At 70.7% G+C, this 16,856-nt stretch carries 14 protein-coding genes and 1 pseudogene; 2 read left to right on the top strand and 13 right to left on the bottom strand.

The genetic code is table 11. The features are described from left to right. Positions 1–27: 27 nt before the first annotated feature. The 12 genes and pseudogenes from ACH4DZ_RS39695 to ACH4DZ_RS39640 form a co-directional block, all read right to left on the bottom strand. Positions 28–828, bottom strand: coding sequence for a rhamnogalacturonan acetylesterase (locus ACH4DZ_RS39695; protein WP_398293811.1), 801 nt, complete (start codon positions 826–828; stop codon positions 28–30). Positions 829–1,026: 198 nt separating this feature from the next. Beyond that, entirely contained in the window at positions 1,027–2,394 is a 1,368-nt protein-coding gene (locus ACH4DZ_RS39690; protein ID WP_398293809.1) for an ABC transporter substrate-binding protein, read from the bottom strand. 130 nt (positions 2,395–2,524) lie between these two features. Beyond that, positions 2,525–3,649, bottom strand: a pseudogene (locus ACH4DZ_RS39685) (polysaccharide lyase family 1 protein); the annotation flags it as partial. Between the two features lie 42 nt (positions 3,650–3,691). Then, positions 3,692–5,329, bottom strand: a complete 1,638-nt coding sequence (locus ACH4DZ_RS39680) for a family 43 glycosylhydrolase (RefSeq protein WP_398293807.1) — start codon at positions 5,327–5,329, stop codon at positions 3,692–3,694. Next, the gene (locus tag ACH4DZ_RS39675; protein ID WP_398293805.1) at positions 5,326–6,168 is read right to left on the bottom strand and encodes a PmoA family protein; all 843 of its coding nucleotides are present in this window, start codon (positions 6,166–6,168) and stop codon (positions 5,326–5,328) included. Before ACH4DZ_RS39675 ends, ACH4DZ_RS39680 begins: the two co-directional genes overlap by 4 nt. After that, the gene (locus ACH4DZ_RS39670; RefSeq protein WP_398293803.1) at positions 6,168–7,334 is read right to left on the bottom strand and encodes a Gfo/Idh/MocA family protein; all 1,167 of its coding nucleotides are present in this window, start codon (positions 7,332–7,334) and stop codon (positions 6,168–6,170) included. The genes ACH4DZ_RS39675 and ACH4DZ_RS39670 overlap by 1 nt, the downstream gene beginning before the upstream one ends. Next, positions 7,331–8,236: a carbohydrate ABC transporter permease gene (locus ACH4DZ_RS39665; RefSeq protein ID WP_398293801.1), complete on the bottom strand. Its 906-nt coding sequence runs from the start codon at positions 8,234–8,236 to the stop codon at positions 7,331–7,333. The genes ACH4DZ_RS39670 and ACH4DZ_RS39665 overlap by 4 nt, the downstream gene beginning before the upstream one ends. Next, positions 8,233–9,171: a carbohydrate ABC transporter permease gene (locus tag ACH4DZ_RS39660; protein WP_398294002.1), complete on the bottom strand. Its 939-nt coding sequence runs from the start codon at positions 9,169–9,171 to the stop codon at positions 8,233–8,235. The genes ACH4DZ_RS39665 and ACH4DZ_RS39660 overlap by 4 nt, the downstream gene beginning before the upstream one ends. Before the next feature lie 148 nt (positions 9,172–9,319). After that, positions 9,320–11,083, bottom strand: a complete 1,764-nt coding sequence (araD, locus tag ACH4DZ_RS39655) for an L-arabinonate dehydratase (protein ID WP_398293799.1) — start codon at positions 11,081–11,083, stop codon at positions 9,320–9,322. Then, positions 11,080–11,997, bottom strand: a complete 918-nt coding sequence (locus tag ACH4DZ_RS39650) for a dihydrodipicolinate synthase family protein (protein ID WP_398293797.1) — start codon at positions 11,995–11,997, stop codon at positions 11,080–11,082. The genes araD and ACH4DZ_RS39650 overlap by 4 nt, the downstream gene beginning before the upstream one ends. Next, positions 11,994–12,650, bottom strand: a complete 657-nt coding sequence (locus ACH4DZ_RS39645; RefSeq protein WP_398293795.1) for a GntR family transcriptional regulator — start codon at positions 12,648–12,650, stop codon at positions 11,994–11,996. Before ACH4DZ_RS39645 ends, ACH4DZ_RS39650 begins: the two co-directional genes overlap by 4 nt. A gap of 175 nt (positions 12,651–12,825) precedes the next feature. Continuing rightward, positions 12,826–13,812 (bottom strand): endonuclease/exonuclease/phosphatase family protein, encoded by a 987-nt coding sequence (locus tag ACH4DZ_RS39640; RefSeq protein ID WP_398294000.1) that lies wholly within the window; start codon positions 13,810–13,812, stop codon positions 12,826–12,828. A gap of 185 nt (positions 13,813–13,997) precedes the next feature. Here ACH4DZ_RS39640 and ACH4DZ_RS39635 point away from each other — a divergent pair, with 185 nt between their 5' ends. Next, the gene (locus ACH4DZ_RS39635) at positions 13,998–14,981 is read left to right on the top strand and encodes a sensor histidine kinase (RefSeq protein ID WP_398293793.1); all 984 of its coding nucleotides are present in this window, start codon (positions 13,998–14,000) and stop codon (positions 14,979–14,981) included. A 7-nt stretch (positions 14,982–14,988) separates the two neighbouring features. On the opposite strand, the gene ACH4DZ_RS39630 is transcribed toward ACH4DZ_RS39635, so the two are convergent. Further along, positions 14,989–15,603 (bottom strand): TIGR03086 family metal-binding protein, encoded by a 615-nt coding sequence (locus tag ACH4DZ_RS39630; protein WP_398293791.1) that lies wholly within the window; start codon positions 15,601–15,603, stop codon positions 14,989–14,991. A 190-nt stretch (positions 15,604–15,793) separates the two neighbouring features. On the opposite strand from ACH4DZ_RS39630, the gene ACH4DZ_RS39625 reads away from it, so the two are divergent. After that, positions 15,794–16,768, top strand: coding sequence for an NAD(P)-dependent alcohol dehydrogenase (locus ACH4DZ_RS39625; RefSeq protein WP_398293789.1), 975 nt, complete (start codon positions 15,794–15,796; stop codon positions 16,766–16,768). Positions 16,769–16,856 lie beyond the last annotated feature (88 nt).

Below are 16,856 nucleotides of genomic sequence, written 5' to 3'. Positions count from 1 at the left end.
CCGCGCCCCTGGGCCTGAAGGCTCGGCTCAGGCCGCAGGCCAGGTGATCCACGATTCGGGAATCACCTCACCGATGCGCCGAACATCCCGCGGCAAAAACACCCGCCGCCGCAACAACTCCCCCGCGACCAGCCGGGCAACGGCAATCGCCCCCGGCGGATTGAAATGGGTGTTGTCCTGCTCGGCGTCGGTCCAGTTGAAGTACTTCTTCGTCTCCTCGACCCCCAACTCCTGCCAGAGGGCGATCGACAACGCCTGGATATCGAGCAGTGCCACCCCCTCCTCTTCGGCGAGGGCCCGCACGGATGCCGGATATTCGCCGTGGGTCGCTACGGCATTCCCGTCGGTCTCGAACCTCCGCCGCTCCACGGACGTGGCGAGCACGGGCCGGACTCCCCGCGCCCGCGCCCCGTCGACGTACTGGCGGAGATAGTCCTGGTACGTCGTCCACGGCTCGGTGTACCGCGTGGGATCGGCGACTTTGGAGTCGTTGTGCCCGAACTGGACGAGCAGAACATCGCCGGGCCGCACCGCGGCGAGGACGGCGTCAAGACGCCCTTCGTCGATGAAACTCTTCGAACTCCGCCCGTTCACGGCGTGGTTGGCCACGAGCAGCCCTTCCCGCAGGAAGAACGGCAGCGCCATGCCCCACCCGGTCTCGGGCGCGGCATCGGCGTACTTCTGAGCAGCGGTGGAGTCACCGGCGATGAAGAGAGTGCGCCCACGGGGCCGCCCCTGCGAGGCGGCGACAGCGGGCCCGGTCCCGGCAACGGCGAGCGGAACGGCGGCCAGCGCAGCCGTGGTGACCTGTCTACGAGTGAGGCTCACGTCAGTATGCCTTCCGTTTTTCAGGAGCGCGGGACTTTTTTAGGGGCGCGGGGAACTGCGCAATCTTTTTGCCTTTAGGGGCGCGGGGAACGGCGCAGTCTTTCGCCTTTTTGCCTTTCGCCTTCAGGGGCGCGGGGAACTGCGCGACCAGCCACAACGGCCCCGCAGCCACCCCACGACCCCAACCAGCGGCCAGCGCTACCCCTTCTGCTCGTTCCACTCCGTCTGCGCCGTGTTGAGCTGATCGGCCAACGTGTCCAGGAAGTCCTTCTCGCTCAACGACCCGTTCAGCACCTTCTGGAAAGCCGGCTCATTGTCCGTCTTGGAGATGGTGTTCCAGTCGGGCAGGTAGTACGGCAGCTGAACGATCGTCGTGGAACCGTCGGTCAGCGCCTCGGCCGCCAGCTTCGTCGGCTCGGCCTCGGAAACCCACGCGTCCTTCGAGGCGTCGTTGTTCGACGGCACCTGCCCCGCGGACTCGTTGAACTTGGAGTTCTGCGCCTTCTCCGTGGCGAACTCGATGAACTTCCAGGCGGCGTCCTTGTTCTTGGACGTCTTGAAGATGCCCAGCCCGTCCACGGGGTTGGAGACCTGGACACGCTTGCCGCCGGGCCCGATCGGCTGCGGGATACCGCGGAACTTGTCGGCGCCCAGCGCCTTCACGTGGTCCTGGTACGAGCCCAGGTTGTGGTTGAGCATGCCGATCGTGCCGGAGTCCCACTGGGCGACCATCTTGGTGAAGTCGTTGTTGAGGTCGGCGGCCGGGGTGACCTTCTTGAAGAGGCCCGTGTACTTCTCCAGGGCCGCCACGTTCTTCGGGTCGTTGACCGTGGTCTTCTCGTTGCCGGTGTCCCAGAACGAGGTGATGCCGGACTGCCCGTACATCGCGTCCAGTGCCTGGGCGATGGAACCGGCGCCACCGCGGATGGTGTAACCGAAGGCGTTCTCGTCCTTGTCGGTGAGCTTGTCGGCGGACTCGTAGAACTTGTCCCAGGTGGTGGGCGCGTCCAGGCCGGCGCTCTTGAACAGATCGGTGCGGTAGTAGAGGACGCCGTTGTTGGCGGAGGTCGGCACCGAGTACAGCGTGCTGTCGTCGGCACCGCCGCCACCCGCGGCCTTCAGGGACTTGACCATGTCCTCGTTGAGCTTGGCGTTCAGGGAGGACTTGCCGAGGCGGTCGTCCAGCGGCTCCAGCGCGTTCTGCGCCGCGAAGCCCGCGAGCATCGCCGCGCCGACACCGCCGACGTCCGGCAGCCCCTTGGCCTGGATGGAGGTGTCGACCTTGGACTGGTACTCGGTGGCGGCGATCGGGACGTACTTGACGTCGATGTCCGGGTTCGCCTTCTCGAAGTCGGCGATGATCTCCTTCCAGATGTCGGTGCGGACACCGCCGTTGTTGTCCCAGAAGGTGATCTCGCCCTTGCCACTGCCCTCGGCGCCCTTGTCGCCCGACGAACCGCCGTCGTCACCGCAGGCGGTGGCGGTCAGCGCGAGGACGGCGGTCACGGCGACGGCGGCTGCGGAGCGGCGCGCTCCTCTGCTGCTGCTGCGAATGCTGCTCTTCATGATCGGCTCTCTTCTTCTGGATCCAACGAGGGTTGTGTCGCTGTAGCTGTGAAGCGGTGTCGCTGTGAAGCGGTGTGCTGTGGGGTCAGTGGTGGCGGGCGCGCGGCGCCCAGCCGTCGTCGCCGTCGGGCACGGTGGCCGTGCCGAGCTTCTTCTGCGGCCCGGAGAACCGGGACACGAGCGCGGGGACGGCCGCCGCCGGGTCCGGCCTGTACGCGTAGAAGTCGCGCGGTTCGAACGCCGCGCCCCACGTCTCGTGCCGCCCGGTGGTGTTCTTGAGGATCGACCCGCGCTGCACCAACTCGGCGGTGGAGTCCGCCTGGTAGGGATGCTGGACGCCGTCGTAGTAACTGTTCTCGATGACCATCTTCGTCGCGCCACGGGACCAGTTGCCGTACGTCCACACCGGGTCGCCGGGGTCCGCCTGCGCGGTCATGTAGTTGTTGTAGAGGTGTGCGTAGGCGCAGTTGTCGGCGGACGGGTTGCGCTGCTTCGTGCCGCGGAACCAGTTGTGGTCGATGGTGATCTGCGTCTTCACGTTCGGCGTCCAGCCGATGCCGAAGGTCTTGTTGTTGTCCTCGAAGCGGTTGTGGGAGACGGTGACGTACTCGCTGTCCTTGCGGATGTCGAGCTGCCCGTCGCAGATCCGCGAGAAGCGGTTGTGGTCGATCCAGACGTGGTGGGCGGTGTCCATCTGGATGCCGTCGAAGTCGGTGTCCTTGCAGTCCCGGTCGCCCTCGACGTAGGAGTCGCGGATCGTCAGGTTGCGGATGATCACGTTGTGGGTGCCGGGGGCCAGATGCAGTTCGCCCTGGACGAGTTCCCCCGCGGTGCCGACGCCGATGACGGTCTTGTCCGAGGCCACGGCGATGTTCGCGCCGAAGGGCTCCGCCTTGATCGTCCCGGCCACCCGGATGACGTACGGCTCCTCGGCCGCCGCGTAGCGCTCCAGGTCGGCCTGGGTGGTCACGGTGACGACCTGGCCGCCGGCACCTCCCGTCGTACCGCCTTCGAGGGAGGCGAAGCCGTGTGCGGTGCCGGCCGAGCGGTCCGTGGCCGACGAGGTCGGAACGGCGGCTCCAGGGGCCGTCGCCGAGGACTCCTCACCGGCCGCCTCGGCCGGCGTGAGGGCCCCCAGTCCCAGCGTGGCCACCAGTGCGGCGACCGTGACCAGAACCCGGCCCGCGCCGGGACCCGGCCTCGGCCCCGACCTCGGCCCCGGTCTCGGCAAGCGCTTGCTCCGGAAGTGCGTCATTGCGGCTCCCAACAGGCTTACAACGGTGATGACGTGGTGCGGTCAGGCAGGTGGCGCGGTGCGCCGGTCGGTCTCGTGGGCGGTGATGCGGAACCGCGTGAACGTGGCCGCCCCGGCGTGTCCCCCGCCGGACGGCGCGACCCCGAAGAGGCCGAGCAGGGCGCCGACCCAGCGCCAGGGGGTGGCGGCGAAGACCTGGCCGGAAGGCTCCCAGCCGCCGCCGAGGTCGTACGAGAAGCGGCAGCGTGCCCCGGCGCCGATCTCGATCCGCAGCCGGACCCGTCCCTCGGGTGCCATTCGCGGATGCGCGGCGTCGCGCTCCCGCTCCGCGACCGGGTCGCCGAACCGGTGCACGAGGTGGACCGTCCCGTCGGCCCCCCGTTCGAGCCCGATCCAGCTGAACGCGTCGCCCAGTACGGCGAGTCCGGCCCGTGCGCCCGGCTCCTCGGCGTCGAGCCGCAGCCCGACCTCGACGGTGCACGGGGTGCCGGGCAGCCGCTGGGTGAGCACGTTCGCCAGCTTGCGCGGATCGTCCGCGTCCGCCGACCGCACGCAGGTCAGCCGCAGTCCGTCGCCGGAGTGGTGGGTCGCCCAGCCGTCCTGCGGGTTGGCGGTCCACTGCCACTGCCGCCCGAACCGCCCGCCGGGGAAGTCGTCGTCGGTGGCGGGCGCGGAGAGCGGCTGCGGCGGCAGATCGGGCTTGCGGTGCACGGCGACGGGGGTGCCCTCGTCGCCGATGACCGGCCAGCCGTCCCGGCCCCAGCGCATCGGCTGGAGGTGGACGACCCTCCCGTACGCGCCCTTCTGCTGGAAGTGCGCGAACCAGTGCTCGCCGGACGGGGTGGTCACCCAGCCGCCCTGGTGGGGGCCGTTGACGTCGGTGTCGCCCTGCTCCAGGACGACCCTCTCCTCGTACGGGCCGAAGAAGCCGCGCGAGCGGAAGGCGCCCTGCCAGCCGGTCTCGACCCCACCCGCGGGGGCGAAGATCCAGAACCAGCCGTCGTGCCGGTACAGCTTCGGCCCTTCGAGGGTGAACCAGCCGGGGATGCGGTCGCCGTCCACGATCAGCTTGCCCTCGTCGAGCAGGCCGGTGCCGTCGGGCCGCATACGGTGCCCGGTGAGCCGGTTCTTGATGCCGGAGCGGGACCTGGCCCAGCCGTGCACGAGGTACGCCTCGCCGCTCTCCTCGTCCCACAGGGGGCACGCGTCGATGAGCCCCTTGCCCGCCTTGATGAGGTGGGGGCGGGTCCAGGGGCCGCGTATCCCGGGTGCGTTGACCTGGAAGACGCCGTGGTCGGGGTCGCCCCAGAAGATCCAGAAGCGGTCGTCGTGATGCCGTAACGCCGGCGCCCAGACCCCGCAGTCGTGCCGGGGCTTCCTGAACTCCCGCGCGGGTTCGAGGCGTGCGAGCGCATGGCCGACCAGCGTCCAGTTGACCAGGTCGCGGGAGTGCAGCAGCGGCAGGCCCGGGGCCCGGCCGAAGCTGGAGGCGGTCAGGTAGTAGTCGTCCCCGACGCGCAGGAGGTCGGGGTCGGACCAGTCGGCGTTCAGCACCGGATTGCGGTACGTGCCGTCGCCGAGGTCGGCGGTGAATGCGGGTGCGTCCTGGTCGCTCAAGGGCTTCTCCTGGCCGCTCACTGATCTGTCCTGGCCGCTCCGGGGCTTCTTCCGGTCGCTCATGGGCTCACCGCCTTGCGGACGAGCGCCGCCGCCTCGGCCCGGTCGAGGCGGCCGTCGGCGACCACGGTGACGACCCGCCGTACGACGGTCTCCCCGGCCGGGACCGGCAGCCGCTCCTCGTGGGCCAGGGAGGAGCCGACGCCCGGATACTCGCTGCCGCGCACGAACCACGGGTCGCGCCGGGTGCGGTCGGTGGCCCCGGCGAACACCAGCGTCCAGCCGGCCCCCGCGAGCGCCACCCAGCCGGCGCGGGTCCCGTGCGCCGCGTCCTCGCCCTCGGTGTCCGCCGTGAACACGGCGGGCGGTTCGGGCTCCTTGCGGGCCCGCCAGAAGAAGCCGCCGTAGGCCGCGCCGGGCCGTCCGTTGGTCGCCGGGCTGCCGATCGACAGGGGTCCGGAGGTGGTGTTGGTGAGGGAGAAGGTGAAGTCCAACGCCCAGGCGGTGTCGGTGAGTTCGGTCGCCGCGACGGTACGCCGCTCCCGCAGCAGCTCGGCTCCGGCGGCGATCCAGCGCAGCTCCTCCACGAAGCCGTCCGGGTCGCGCAGCTGGAACGCGGAGTGCCGCTGGGCGCCGTGGTTGTCCAGTTCGGTCGGCCCCTGGTCGCGCACGAAGGTGCGCCCGCCCCAGAAGTTGTGACCCTCGACGTCGGGAACGGCTACACCGACGCCGAGGTGATGGAGGTGGTCGGCGGGACTCAGCTCGGTGACAGCCGTGCCGGCCAGGGTGGTGACGGGATGGAGGTACGGACGCGGTGACAGCGTCGGTGCCAGTTCGGGCCGGGCGATGTAGCGGCCGACCGGGCGGCCCGCGACGCGCAGGACCAGCGACTCGTTGTTCATCAGCTGCTCACCTCTTTCGACAGTGCCCACGAGGCGCCCAGCTCGGAGTAGAGGGCGAGGGTGTCGGCGGCGGCGGCGACGAGTCCGTCGACCCCGGGCACGATCCGACGGTTCTCGTCGGCGTCGAGGTACCAGGCCCCGTCGGGCAGTGCGACCGGGTCCGGCGCCTGCCGGATCGCCTCGACGACCTTCATGAAGGCGCCCGTCCGGTCGGGGGTGACCAGCAGCGCGGCCCGGCCTTCGAGATGCTCGACCAGGTTCTCCAGAAGATCGGTCCTGCCGTACGTGAGCTCCTGCGGGCCGTGCCCCGAGCGCTGGACGAGGACGCGGTCCTGCTTGTACCAGAAGGTGATACGGCCGGTGCTGCCGTGCACGAGGACGTACGGCTCGTCGGGGTGTTCGGCGCACAGGGTCGCGGCGACGGTGATGCGGCTGCCGCCCGTGGTGGTGACGCGGACGCAGGAGGTGTCGTCCGACTCGATGTCGTTGGCGCGCAGCAGCTCGGTCTCGATGCCGGCGACGTTCTCGGCGCGGGTGGCGCCGTCGAGTGCGAGGGCGGTGGCCACGGCGTGGGCGAGGGGGTTCGTCAGGACGCCGTCGACGACGTCGGCCCCGTTCAGCCGGCGCCGTCCCGCCCAGGGCGCGCGGCGGTAGTACTCCTCGGCGCGGCCCCAGGCCCCGGCCCCGCCGATGCCGTCCACGCGGCCGATGGTGCCCTTCCCGATCAGCTCCCGGATCGCGGGCACGGCGTGCGAGCCCATCGACTGGAAGCCGATCTGGCACACCACCCCGGCCGCCGCGACCCCGTCGGCCATGCGGCGGAACTCGGCGTACGACGGGGCCGGCGGCTTCTCAAGGAGCAGGTGCACGCCCCTGGCGGCGGCCGTCAGCGCCAGGTCGGTGTGGGTGGGGATCGGCGTGCAGATCACGGCGACCGCGGCGCCGGTGGAGTCCAGCAGGGCCCCGAAGTCGGCGCCCTGCTCGGGCAGTTCACCGGGTGTGGCGAAGCCGGCCAGTTCCTCCTGGGTGAGCGGCGTCAGCTCGCAGATCCCCGCGAGCCGCACCAGGCCCTTGTCCTGGAGGCGGCGGATGTTCTCCAGGTGCCAGCGGCCGTGCCCGCGGGCGCCCGCCAGAACGACGGGAAGAGGTCCCCCGTGGTCGCTCATCCCTTCACCGCCCCGGCGCTGAAGCCCGTGATCAGCCACTTCTGGATGAAGGCGAAGACGATCACGACCGGTACGGCCGCGATGATGCCGCCCGCGGCGAGTGCGCCGAGGTCGACGCTGTCGGCGCTCATCAGGCTGTTCAGACCGACGGGGATCGTCTGCTTCTCCTGGTTGCTGAGGAACATCAAGGCGAACAGGAAGTGGTTCCAGGAGTGCACGAAGGCGAAGGAGCCCACCGCGATCAGTCCGGGCCGCAGCAGCGGCAGGACGACGACCCGGAAGCCGGTGAAGCGGTTGCAGCCGTCGACCCAGGCGGCCTCTTCGAGGGAGTACGGCACGTTCCGGATGAAACCGCTGATCAGGATCATCGACAGCGGCAGCTGGAAGACGGTCTCGGCGATGATGACACTGCCCAGCGAGTTGATCATCTGGAGTTCGGCGAAGATCTGGAACAGCGGCACCAGGAGCAGCGCGCCCGGCACGAACTGCGAGCAGAGCAGCGCCAGCATGAACGCGCGCTTGATCCTGAAGTCGAAGCGGGCGAGCGCGTAGCCGCCGGCCAGGGCGACGAGCGTGGTCATGAAGAGCGTGGCGAGGCCGACGTACACGCTGTTCTCGAAGTAGGTGCCGAAGCTGCGGTCGTTCCACACCTTGTCGAAGTGCTCGAACGTCATCGGCCAGGGCACGAGCGAGGTGGAGCCGGTCGGCCTGAGCGCGAACAGCAGGATCCAGTAGAAGGGGACGAGCGTGAAGACGAGGTAGATGCCGAGCGGGAGGTAGATCTGCCAGCGCGGGGCGTCGTCCCAGGCGCGCCTGCCTTTGCGCGGGCGCTGCGGCGGTTCGTCGGCCACCGGTGCGGACTGCTCGGCCGGAGCGATGGTGTCGATGTCCTTGGTGATCACTTGTCCCCACCCACTCCGAACTTGCTCAGCCGCAGATAGACCATCGAGCAGAACAGCAGGATCACGAACGCGACGGTGGTCAGGGCCGAGGCGTAGCCGAAGTTGTGTGCGTCGACGCTGGTGTTGGCGATGTAGAGCGGGAGTGTCGTCGTCTCCCCCGCCGGCCCGCCGCCGGTGAGGGTGTAGAGCAGGTCGACGTTGTTGAACTCCCACACCGCGCGCAGCAGGGTGGAGAGGATGATCGCGTCCTTCAGGTGGGGCAGTGTGATGTGCAGGAACTGCCGCAGGCGGCTGGCGCCGTCGACCTCGGCGGCCTCGTACAGGTCCTTCGACACGGACTGGAGGTCGGCGAGGATGAGGATCGCGAAGAAGGGGACTCCGCGCCACAGGTCGGCGACCACCACTGCGGGGAAGACCGTGGAGGTGTCGGAGAGCCAGCTGGTGCCGTACTCGCCGATGCCCATGTCCGCGAGGTAACGGGTGATGCCCGTCTGGGAGTTGTAGAGCAGGACCCAGATCGCGGAGGTGAGCACGCCGGAGACGGCCCACGGCGAGAAGACCATGGCGCGGCCGAGCGAACGGCCCACGAAGGTCTGGTTGACGATCAGCGCCAGCGCCAGGCCGAACATCAGCTGGAGTCCGACCTCGACGACGACCCACTTGCCGCTGAAGACGAGCGTGTCCCAGAACTGCGGGTCCTCGGTGAAGATGCGGGTGAAATTGTCGAAGCCCGCGAAGCCGTTGCGCCACGGTTTGGTGGGGTTGTAGTTCTGCAGGCTGTAGTAGAAGACGCTGAGCACCGGGTAGGCGATGAAGCCCAGCATCAGCAGCCCCGCCGGGGCGATCAGCAGATACGGGAGCCTGCGGGGCGTCGCCGAGCCACGGCGCCGCCTCGGTGGCGCGGGCTGCTTCGCCACGGCTGCGGCTTGTGCCATGACTGTTCTCCGTTCTCGGGTGTGCGGGTCGAGCCGGTGGTACGGGTCGAGCAGGTGGTACGGGCGCGCGATCTTGATGGCAAGCGCTTTCACGTACGGTGTGCGGGAGCCGGACCGCGAGGTGCGAGGCGGTCCCGGGTGGTTCGGATCAGCCCGCGTACGGGTCCGGCACCTTGCCCGGCCGGGCCAGGAAGGCGAAGTCGCAGCCGGAGTCGGCCTGGGTGATCTGGTCGTTGTAGAGCGCGCCGTAGCCGCGCTCGTAGCGCTCGGGCGGCGCGGTCCACCGCGCCCGCCGCCGCTCCAACTCCTCGTCGTCCACGTTGAGTTGCAGAGAGCGGGCGTCGACGTCGAGCGTGATGCTGTCGCCGGTGCGGACCAGGGCGAGCGGCCCGCCGATGTACGACTCGGGTGCCACGTGCAGCACACAGGCACCGTAACTCGTCCCGCTCATCCGGGCGTCGGAGATCCGCACCATGTCCCGTACGCCCTGCTTCAGCAGATGGTCGGGGATCGGCAGCATGCCGTACTCGGGCATGCCCGGACCGCCCTTGGGGCCTGCGTTGCGCAGCACCAGCACGGTGTCGGCCGTGATGCCCAACCCGGGGTCGTTGATGGTGCGTTGCATGGTCCGGTAGTCGTCGAAGACGACCGCTGGGCCGGTGTGCTTGAGCAGGTGCGGCTCGGCGGAGATGTGCTTGATGACCGCGCCGTCGGGGCAGAGGTTGCCCCGCAGCACGGCGACGCCCCCCTCGGCGGCGACAGGGTTCTCCCGGGTGCGGATGACCTCGTCGTTGTGGACCTGCGCCGGGGCGAGCTGTTCGCGCAGGCTGTCGTGCGAGACGGTCGGCCGGTCCAGGTGCAGCAGGTCGGTGATCCGCGAGAGGAACCCGGGCAGTCCGCCGGCGAAGTGGAAGTCCTCCATGAGGTACTTCCGGCCGCCGGGCCGTACGTTCGCGAGGACCGGCACCGTACGGGCGATGCGGTCGAAGTCGTCGAGGGTGAGCCGGGCTCCGGCGCGTCCTGCCATGGCGATGAGGTGGATCACGGCGTTGGTGGAGCCGCCGAGTCCGAGGACGGTCGTCACCGCGTCCTCGAAGGCCTCCTGGGTGAGGATGTCGGACAACTTCCGTTCCTGGCGTACGAGTTCGACGATCCTCAGTCCCGACGCCGCGGCCATCCGGTCGTGCCCCGAGTCGACCGCGGGAATGCTGGAGGCGCCGGGCACGGTGACCCCGAGCGCCTCGGCGGCGGCGGTGAGCGTGGACGCCGTACCCATGGTCATGCAGTGGCCGGGCGAGCGCGCCAGACCGCTCTCCAGTTCGGTCATCTCGCAGTCGCCGATGAGCCCGGCGCGCTTGTCGTCCCAGTACTTCCACATGTCGGTGCCCGAGCCGAGGATCTCGTTGCGCCAGTGGCCCGGCAGCATGGGCCCGGCGGGCACGAACACGGCCGGCAGGTCCACGGACGCGGCGCCCATCAGCAGGGCGGGCGTGGACTTGTCGCAACCACCCATGAGGACGGCTCCGTCGACCGGGTACGACCTCAGCAGCTCCTCGGTCTCCATCGCGAGCATGTTGCGGTAGAGCATCGGGGTGGGCTTCTGGAAGGTCTCGCTGAGTGTCGACACCGGGAACTCAAGGGGGAAGCCGCCGGCCTGCCACACACCCCGCTTGACGGCCTGCGCACGATCGCGCAGGTGGACGTGGCAGGGGTTGATGTCGGACCAGGTGTTGAGGATCGCGATGACCGGCTTGCCGAGGTGCTCCTCGGGGAGGTAGCCGAGCTGACGGGTGCGGGCTCGGTGGCTGAAGGAGCGCAGGCCCTCGGTCCCGTACCACTGGTGGCTGCGCAACTGCCGCTCCGGGCACGGGATCCGCCCGCTTTCGGGTGCGGAGGGGCTGACGTCGGTCATATGGACCACCTCCCGGCGATGGCGGCGACCTCGGCCCGTTCGGACTCGGGAAGCTGCCTGCTGGGCGGGCGGACGTCCCGGCGGCACAGGCCGAGTGAGGCCAGGGCCTCCTTCACGACCGTCACGTTGTTGGCGGAGCCGTTGGCCCCGCGCAGTTCCTCGAAGCGGCGGATCTGCTCCCAGATCTTCATCGCGCCCGCGTAGTCACCGGAGCGCAGTGCTTCGATCATGTTCAGCGAGACCGCCGGGGCGACGTTCACGAGCCCGGAGGTGAAGCCCGTGGCACCCGCCGAGAAGTACGAGGGCGCGTACGGCTCCGCGAGACCGGCCACCCACACGAAGCGTTCGAGTCCCGCGTCCCGGGCGAACGCGGCGAAGCGGGCCGCGTCCGGCACGGCGTACTTCACGCCGATCACGTTCGGGCAGGCGTCGGCCAGTTCGGCGAGCCGGGCGCCGGCGAGCACCGGGTTGCGGATGTAGGGGACCACGCCCAGCTCGGGGACGGCCTCCGCGATCGCCCGGTGGTAGTCGACCCAGCCGCCCTCCGACACGTACGGATGCACGGGCTGATGGACCATCACCATCTCGGCCCCGAGCTGCCGGGCGTGCCGGGCGGAGGCGACGGCGGTCGGCAGGTCGTGCCCGACCCCGACCAGGACGGTGGCCCGGCCGCGCGCCTCGTCGACGGTCAACTCCGTGACCAGGCGCCGCTCCTCGGGGCTGAGGGCGTAGAACTCGCCGGTGTTGCCGTTCGGGGTGACGATGCGGACGCCGCCGTCGAGCGCCCGGCGCAGCAGCGCGCGATGGACGTCCCTGTCGATGGAGCCGTCCTCGGCGAAGGGGGTCACGGGGATCGCCACCACGTCGGCGAGGGCGGCCCGTTGGGCCTCGAACGTGGTCGTGGTCGCGGTCATTCCTGCTCACCCTTTCCCTGGGCCCCGGGGAAGGCCCGTTGCACGAACGAGGCGATGTGTGAGTGCAGGGCGCGTGCCGCGCCGTCCGAGTCGCCTTCGAGGGCGAGCCGCAGGATCTCGCGGTGCTCGGTGGCCTCGCGCTCCCAGGACGGGTCGGCGGCCCAGGCGACCGCGGAGACCAGGGCGGCCTGGTCCCGGACCTCGTCGAGCATCCGGCCGAGCAGCGGGTTGCCGCAGCGGACGTACAGGGAGCGGTGGAACTCGCGGTTGGCGAGGGACCGCTGGGCGGTGTCGGTGGCGGTGTCGGCGCGTTCGAGCGCCTCACGCGCCGTGTCGAGGGAGGTGCCGCGCAGGACGGAGCGCCGCAGGGCCTCCGGTTCGAGCAGCAGCCGCACGTCGTACACCTCGCGCGCCATGTCCGCGTCCACCATGCGCACCGTGACGCCCTTGTACTGGTTCATCACGACGAGCCCGGTGCCGGCCAGGGTCTTGAGCGCCTCGCGCACCGGGGTCTTGGACACCCCGAACTGCGCGGCGAGCTCGGTCTCGACCAGGGCCTGCCCCGGGGTCAACTGCCCGGTGAGGATGCGGTGTTTGATCCCCTCCTGCACGAACTGCGTGCGGGAGGGGATCGGCGTGGGCACAGAGGTCATGCTCGCCTCTCGGTGGCGCGGAGCCCTCAGGGATCGAGGGCTCGCGTATCTGATCTCGCGTATCGCGTCTCATATATGACGTACGAAGTACGACGCGACGAAGCTAGAAGCGCCTCTGTGTTTCGTCAATGCTTCCGACAAAAGAAGTTGCCGACGACGACCGGCGGCCGTGGGTTCACCAGTCGACCGCGGCGGCCACCGGCAGGTGGTCGCTGCCGGTGGCAGGCAGCACCCGCGCGCTCCTCGGTTCCACGCCGCGGACCAGGATCTGGTCGATGCGCGCCACCGGGAAGCTCGCCGGCCAGGTGAACCCGAAGCCGTCCCCGGCCGCGTCCTGGACCGGGTGCAACTGCGAAGTGATGCCGTCGAACGCGCGGTCGTCCATGGTGCCGTTCAGGTCACCGAGCAGGACCACGCGCTCGTTCCGTTCGGCGGCGACGGCCTCCCCGAGCGCCTGCGCGTTCCTGTCCCGCGAGTCCGTCCAGAAGCCCGACCTGGGGTTCACCCGGGCGGATCCCAGGTGGGCCGCATACACCGCCAGCGGCCCGTGGTCCGTGGCCACCGTGGCGCGCAGCGCCCGGTTCTCGGCCGAGGTCGCGTCGGCCGGCCTGGTCCTCGCCGGCGGCCCGACGTCCGTCCTGATGTCGACCGGCCGGGTGTCCGACAGCGGCAGCCTGCTCCACAGCCCGACCGTGCCCAGCACCGCGTGATGCGGGTACGCCTCCGCCAGCCCCTTCTCGTACGTGGTCCGGTCCTGCGGGGTCAGTTCCTCCAGCGCCAGCACGTCCGCGCCCAAGGCGGCCAGGGCGCGGGCGGTGCCGGCCGGATCGGGATTGCCGGCGCCGACGTTGTGGCTCGCCACGGTGAGGTCGCCGCCCGGGTGGGACCTGTCGCCGAGCAGCCCGCCGAAGAGGTTCAGCCACACCGTGACCGGCAGCAGCAGCGCGACCACGGCGGAGGCGGAGCGGCGCCACAGGGCCCCGGCGAGCAGCACCGGGACGAACAGGCCGAGCCAGGGCAGGAAGGTCTCCACCAGGCTGCCGAGGTTCCCGATCCGGTTCGGGATCCTCGCGTGCAGCAGCAGGGACAGCCCGAGCAGCAGCGCCGCCGCCGCGAGCACCGGGCCGCGCTTCCAGGGGTCGGGCCGCAGGCCGGCGCGGATCGTGCGGCGGACGGTGCGGATGGCGCGGCGGATGCCGGCCAGGGCCGTCCTGCCCACCGTGTCAGCGACGTCGGCCGTGTCGGTCACGTCGTCCACGCCGGCCCGCGTCGTCGTCCGTCCCGGCTCGTTTCCGGTCACTGTCGCATCACTGTCGCATCCCCGGGTCCTCGGTGGGATCGGCGTACATGTCCGGGCACCGGTGCCCGATCGCCCGGGTACGCGGTTCGAAGTGCCAGGGCTCGTTCCGGTGGATCCGGCACGGCCTCCTGCGCGTGTTCGCGCCGAGGGCGGCGGCGGTGCTGGCGTTCCTGCTGGTGTTCGGCCTCGTCGGAGGGTGGGTCCTGGCCGGCCGGATGCTCGCCCCGCTGACCCGCATCACCGGCGCCACCCGCCTGGCCTCGGCCGGGGCGCTCTCCCACCGCATCCGGCTGCCGGGCCGCAAGGACGAGTTCCGCGAACTGGCCGACGCCTTCGACTCGATGCTGGCCCGGCTCGAAGAACACGTGGCCGAGCAGCGGAGGTTCGCGGCGGACGCCTCGCACGAACTGCGCACCCCGCTGGCGATCTCGAAGGCCCTCCTCGATGTGGCCCGCGCCGATCCCGACCACGACAGCGGCGAGGTCATCGAACGCCTCCACGCCGTCAACGCACGGGCCATCGACCTCACCGAGGCACTGCTCCTGCTCAGCCGCGCCGAGCGGCGGACGTTCACCCGTGAGAACGTCGACCTGTCCCTCCTGGCGGAAGAGGCAGCCGAAACACTCCTGCCCCTCGCGGAGAAGCGTGGCGTCACCCTGGAGACCCGCGGCGACATCACCCCCGCCGCCGGATCGCACGCGCTCCTGCTGCAGCTGACCACGAACCTCGTCCAGAACGCGATCGTCCACAATCTGCCCGACCGGGGCAGGGTGTGGGTGCGGACCGGCGTCCGGCCCGGCGGTGTGGTGCTCACGGTCGAGAACTCCGGCGAGAAGATCTCCCCGGAGCTCGCCGCGACCTTCACCGAGCCGTTCCGGCGCGGCACCGAACGCGTACACACCGACCACGGAGGTGTCGGCCTCGGCCTGGCGATCGTCAGGACCATCGCCCACGCGCACGACGGAACGCTCGCCCTCGCCCCGCGCCCCGCCGGCGGGCTCCGCGTCACGGTGGAACTGCCCGGGGCCTGAGCTCCCCTCAGCGCTCCCCGGCGGCGGCCCTCCACCCCGGGTCCCGCCCGCTCAGCCCGATCACCCGGTCCAGCAGGGGCGCGCCTTCCGGGACGGCCACCACCGGGCCGAAGATGCTGCCGCGCGACGGCTCGTCGACGGACGCGGCGAGCATCCCGTACGCCGCCCGCAGTGCCGCCTCGTCGGGCACGTACTCCTGTCCCGTGGCGCGGGCCAGATCCCAGCCGTGCACGACGAGTTCGTCGGTGGCGACGATGCCCGCGATCTCGCCGGGCAGATCCACACCGCCCGCCCGTGTCTGCCCCGTCCACGCGGCCGGGTCACGCCAGGCCTCAGCCAACTCGTCCAGCAGCTTGGGCAGTTCGCCGCGCCAACCGGGTGTCAGGTCGGGCAGTCCGGCGGTGGGCGCGGTGTCCGTGGTGGCCCCGAGCTCCTTGCGCCCGGCGTCCCGGAAGGCCGCGGAGAGGCCGGTCAGATGCCCGACCAGATGGCGTACCGCGTAGTCCGGACACGGTGTGGCGTCCTCCAGCTGGTCCTCGCGCACCGCGTCCGCGACGCGTGCCACGATCAGGGCCTGCGGCCCCAGGTCGAGGGTGGTCGCGGTGCTCTCGCCGTCGCCCATGGTGGGTTCCTCTCGTCACGGGGTCGTCATGTCGTCATGAGGTCATCAGGGGGTAGACCGCCGGCCGTACGGAAACTCATCGCTTCCGCTCCCGAGATCATGCTCAGGAATCTGGCCAGGCGTCCGAACCGCCGGGATGCTCGGGATCGCCGGGATTCCCGGTGCCGGGGACCACAAGGGGAGACATGCCATGAAGGCGATCGTCCAGGATGCCTACGGATCGGCGGACCGGCTGGAACTGCGGGAGGTGGAGCGCCCTGTCCCCCGCGACGACGAGGTGCTGGTCGAGATCCGGGCGGCCGGTCTCGGCCCCGAGGTGTGGCACCTCATGACGGGCCGCCCTCTGGTGGCCCGCGCCGTCCTCGGCCTCCGCAGGCCCAGAAATCCGGTACGGGGCTGGGACGGCGCCGGACGGGTCGAGGCCGTCGGGGCGAAGGTGACCGACTTCGAGCCGGGCGACGAGGTCTTCGGCAGCTGCGAGGGGTCGTTCGCCGAGTTCGCGCGCGCCAAGGCCGCCAAACTCGCCCTCAAACCGGCCGGCCTCACCTTCGAGCAGGCCGCCGCCCTCCCCGTGTCGGCCGCGACCGCCCTCCAGGCCCTGAGCGGCCCGGCCCGCCCGAAGCCGGGCCAGAAGGTCCTCGTCATCGGCGCCTCCGGCGGAGTGGGCTGTTACGCCGTCCAGCTCGCCACGATGTACGGGGCCGAGGTCACCGGTGTCTGCGGCCCCGGCGGCGCGGACTTCGTACGGGCCCAGGGTGCCGCGCACGTCATCGACTACACCACCGAGGACATCACCTCCTCGGGCCCGCACCGGTACGACGTCGTCATCGACAACGCGGGCCAACGCCCCCTGCCCGTGCTGCGCCGCGTCCTGGCCCCGCGCGGCACGCTCGTGATCGTCGGCGGCGAGGGCGGCACCGCGCTGTTCGGCGGGCTGAGCCGCGGGCTGCGGGCCGTCCTGCTCTCGCCCTTCGCCGCGCAGAACCTCCGCAACCTCGTCGCCGTCATCCGCCGCAAGGACCTGCTGACCCTCAAGGACCTCGCCGAGAACGGCGCCCTCGTCCCACCCGTCGACCGCGCCTACCGCCTCGCCGAGACCGCCGAGGCCGTCCGCCACCTGGAGAAGGGCCACCCGCGGGGCAAACTCGTCATCACCGTCCCTTAGCGGCCGGCGCTGCGGCGCCCCGGCCGCGTACCCCGTCTAAGGCACCTGCCCGATCTCTCCCCGGGGGCCTTAGCCCCACGATGACCAG

It is taken from the genome of Streptomyces sp. NPDC017991 (assembly GCF_044328075.1).
In the GTDB taxonomy this organism is placed as follows: domain Bacteria; phylum Actinomycetota; class Actinomycetes; order Streptomycetales; family Streptomycetaceae; genus Streptomyces.
Note: the sequence above shows the minus strand (reverse complement) of the source record. Positions and strands in the feature narration are given on the sequence as shown.